Here is a 3525-nt window from a genome sequence, read left to right on the forward strand (position 1 = left end):
TGATCCGGATACCTCCAGATGCCGAAGAACGTGCTGATGTTTTCGGCGAGCCAGACAAAGAAGCCGATCAGGAGAAACGACACCAGCAGCGGCATCCCGCGGTCGCGGTCCAGGGGGCGGAACAGCACGGTGGTGCGGGCATACAGCCCCAGTGCCAGCGCGGCAAGGTGCCAGCGCAGGTCCGCGATGTAATGGTGCGTGAAGAAGTTCGCGTAGATCGCAAGCGCGGTCAGCCCCGCCATCCAGTAGGGCGGGTGATGCCGGATTCGCAGGTCGAAGAGCCGCCACGCCTGGATGATGTAGCTCCCCACGGCCGCGTACATGAAGCCGGCGAAGAGCGGAACCCCGAGCACCTTGCTGTAGGCGAAGTCGGGATAGCTCCACGAGCGGATGGCGTCGGACGTCTTGAACACCTCGAGCGCGAAGCCGATTACGTGGAAGATGGTGATGGCCTTCAGCTCGTCCCACGTTTCGAGCCCCGTCCACAGCATTCCGATCTGGATCGCGAGTGCAATGAGGAGCAGGAGGTCGTAGCGCGGGATGCCCAGGATGCCCGCGCGTGGGACGGCGAACACGGCCACGAAGAACAGCCCGGCGAACAAGCATGCACGTGCGTTCTTGATGCCGAACCAGAGGAACTCGATCAGCGCGCGCCGCACCCGGGAGCGCCCGCGCCGCGGCTGCGTCTGAGCCGAAAACGCCGGCTCCTCCGCGCTCACTCGCGCCTTCTGGTGAGGACCAGAGCCCACGTCAGCCATGACGCTGATCGAGGAGCAAGCAGGGTTCGCGGGTGGCCATTCCTGAAACGGTCGAAGGTGACCGGCTACACATCGAGGAGCCCCAGCATCCAGTTCCTCCGGTCGGTAAGTGGCTCAAGGAATTCCGGTGCGCGGAGTTCTACGCCGTGCTGTACGTGCCGAACGGGGGCTACAAGTTCTACACCGGCGCGAATACGGCAAAAAGCTGGGCGGTCTAAGGGTCCCCATTCGCCGACCATCCAGAGCGGCGCACCTACGTGCGCGCCTCGGCCACATTCCCTGAGCCGCGCACGGGCCTTGCTCCTGCTGGGTCGCGATCCACTCTTCCTGTTCGCGCCCTCCCAACCCGCGGAAGCATCAGCCATGAGCTCCACCCACAAGCCCCACGGCTACACAACCGTCTCCCCCTACCTCATCGTCGACGGCGCCGGCGCGACGATCGACTTCCTGGTGCGCGTCTTCGGCGCCGTCGAGTTGCGCCGGTTCGCGGGCGACGCAGGCAAGGTCATGCACGCGGAGGTCCGCATCGACGACACGGTCGTGATGCTCGCCGACGGGGCCGAGGGGTGGCCGCCGGTCCCCTCGCACGTACACGTCTACGTCGCGGACGTGGACGACACGTACCGCCGCGCGCTGGAGGCGGGCGCGACGTCCGTGCAGGAGTCGGTCAAAAAGGACGACCCCGACAAGCGCGGCGGCGTCAAGGACCCCGGCGGCACCACCTGGTGGATCGCGACCATGGTGGGGTAGCTCCGCAGATGGTCGACGACATCCTGCTGCCGATCGATTGGATCGCGCGCCGCGTCGGCGATGCGCCGCTGCTGCTCGCGGTGCCCGCAGGCGCGAGGCCGCCGCTACCAACTGTGCTCTGGTTCCACGGGCTGAGCGTGGACAAGGAGACGCACCGCAAGGAGCTGGAGAGGATCGCGGGGGCGGGGTTCCTGGCGGTGGGGGTGGACGCGGCCGGGCACGGCGAGCGGCGGCTTCCCGACCTGGATGCGCGTATCGAGGTGTCGCGCGAGGAGACGATCCGCTTCATGCTCGGGCTGGTGGAGGAGACGGCGCGCGAGGTGCCCGGGATCGTGCGGGCGCTGGTGGAGGAGGGCCTCGCGGACGCGGAGCGGGTGGCGCTGGTGGGGATCTCGATGGGCGGCTACGTCGTCTACCGCGCGCTGCTGGAGGAGACGCCGGTGCGGGCGGCGGTGGCGATCCTCGGCTCTCCGGAGTGGCCGCGGCCGGACAGCCCGCACCACCGGCTGGATGCGTTCCGCGGGGTGGCGCTCCTTTCGATCACGGCGGAGAACGACGAGAACGTGCCGCCCGGCCCCGCGCGCGAGCTTCACCGCAGGCTCGGCGAATCGGAGCGGGCGCGCTACGTCGAGCTGCCCGGCGCCGTGCACCTGATGGGCGAGTCGGACTGGGAGCGGACCATGGAGGAGATGCTCCGCTGGCTCGCGCTGCACATCGGGTAAGAGCCGCGAAACAGCGAACGCCGGCCGTGCGTCGCGACCATCGTGTCGCGCATCGCGCGGCCGGCGTTGCACTTCCGCCAGATGGCGCCGCGAGAGCATCTAAGTGGATGCGGGAGCGGAGCTTCGTTGATGATGCTTCTGGCTCGGTATCTGCATTTTGCGGCCCACGTGAGTTGAAGGACCGCCCCTGTCCGAGCGCCCGCACAGCGAGAGAGCTCCACCGATGAAGCTGGTGATCTTTGGCCTTACCATCAGCTCGTCGTGGGGGAACGGCCACGCGACGCTCTGGCGGGGGCTCTGCCGCGCGCTGGCCCGGCAGGGGCACCGTGTGGTCTTCTTCGAGCGAGACGTTCCCTACTACGCCGGCAGCCGCGACCTGTGGGAGATCCCCGGCGGCGAGCTGGTCCTCTACCGCGACTGGGACGAGGTGCTCCCCGCCGCGCGCCGCCACGCGGCCGAGGCGGACGTAGCGATGGTCACCTCGTACTGCCCGGACGGGATCGCCGCCACGGAGCTGGCGCTGGACTCGCCGGCACCCGCGCGCGTCTTCTACGACCTGGACACGCCCGTCACCCTGGACGCGCTGCGCAGCGGGGCGCCGGTGTCGTACATCGGGGAGCGCGGGCTGCGCGACTTCGACCTGGTGCTCTCCTTTACCGGCGGCGCGGCGCTGACGCAGCTTCGCACCACGCTGGGGGCGCGGCGGGTGGCGCCGCTCTATGGGCACGTCGACCCCGAGGTGCACCGGCCCGTGGCGCCGCTCGAAGGAGCGCTGGCGGACCTTTCGTACCTGGGCACGTACGCGGCGGACCGGCAGGCGGCCGTGGAGGCGCTCCTGCTGGAGCCGGCGCGGCGGCTTCCAGAGCGGCGCTTCCTGATCGGCGGGGCGCAGTATCCGCAGGACTTTCCGTGGACGCCCAACCTCTTCTTCATGCAGCACCTTCCGCCGGCGCAGCACCCGGCGTTCTACTGCTCGTCGCGCCTCACGCTCAACGTCACGCGCCGCGCGATGGCGGAGATGGGGTACTGCCCGAGCGGCCGGCTCTTCGAGGCGGCGGCGTGCGGCGTGCCGATCCTGACCGACACGTGGGCCGGGCTGGACGAGTTCTTTGCGCCCGGCGAGGAGATCCTGACCGCGGGGAGCACGGAGGAGGCGATGGCCGCGCTCGCCGTGCCGCACGAGGGGCTGGCCAGGATCGCGCGGGCGGCGCGCGAGCGGACGCTGGAGGAGCACACGTCGGACAGGCGCGCGGAGGAGCTGGTGCGGGCGGTGGAGGCGGCGAACGAGCAGGCTC

Annotated in this window: 5 protein-coding genes; 4 read left to right on the top strand and 1 reads right to left on the bottom strand. The window is 69.6% G+C overall.

Features of this window, described 5'->3' with window-relative positions:
* Positions 1–758: DUF817 domain-containing protein (locus tag VF647_12630; GenBank protein ID HEX8452938.1), on the bottom strand; the 758-nt coding region annotated here is incomplete at its 3' end.
* Between the two features lie 32 nt (positions 759–790).
* Between VF647_12630 and VF647_12635 the strand changes: the two genes are divergently transcribed.
* From VF647_12635 to VF647_12650, 4 genes are all read left to right on the top strand, one after another.
* Positions 791–976: a hypothetical protein gene (locus VF647_12635; protein HEX8452939.1), complete on the top strand. Its 186-nt coding sequence runs from the start codon at positions 791–793 to the stop codon at positions 974–976.
* 145 nt (positions 977–1121) lie between these two features.
* Positions 1122–1508: a VOC family protein gene (locus VF647_12640; GenBank protein HEX8452940.1), complete on the top strand. Its 387-nt coding sequence runs from the start codon at positions 1122–1124 to the stop codon at positions 1506–1508.
* A gap of 8 nt (positions 1509–1516) precedes the next feature.
* Entirely contained in the window at positions 1517–2230 is a 714-nt protein-coding gene (locus VF647_12645) for an alpha/beta fold hydrolase (GenBank protein ID HEX8452941.1), read from the top strand.
* A 223-nt stretch (positions 2231–2453) separates the two neighbouring features.
* Positions 2454–3525: glycosyltransferase (locus VF647_12650; protein HEX8452942.1), on the top strand; the 1072-nt coding region annotated here is incomplete at its 3' end.

Source organism: Longimicrobium sp., from assembly GCA_036387335.1.
In the GTDB taxonomy this organism is placed as follows: Bacteria; Gemmatimonadota; Gemmatimonadetes; order Longimicrobiales; family Longimicrobiaceae; genus Longimicrobium.

Excerpts from the sequence above, each read along its gene's own strand:
- VF647_12645 (HEX8452941.1), top strand. The coding sequence starts at position 1,517 with ATGGTCGACGACATCCTGCTGCCGATCGATTGGATCGCGCGCCGCGTC.
- VF647_12640 (HEX8452940.1), top strand. The coding sequence starts at position 1,122 with ATGAGCTCCACCCACAAGCCCCACGGCTACACAACCGTCTCCCCCTAC.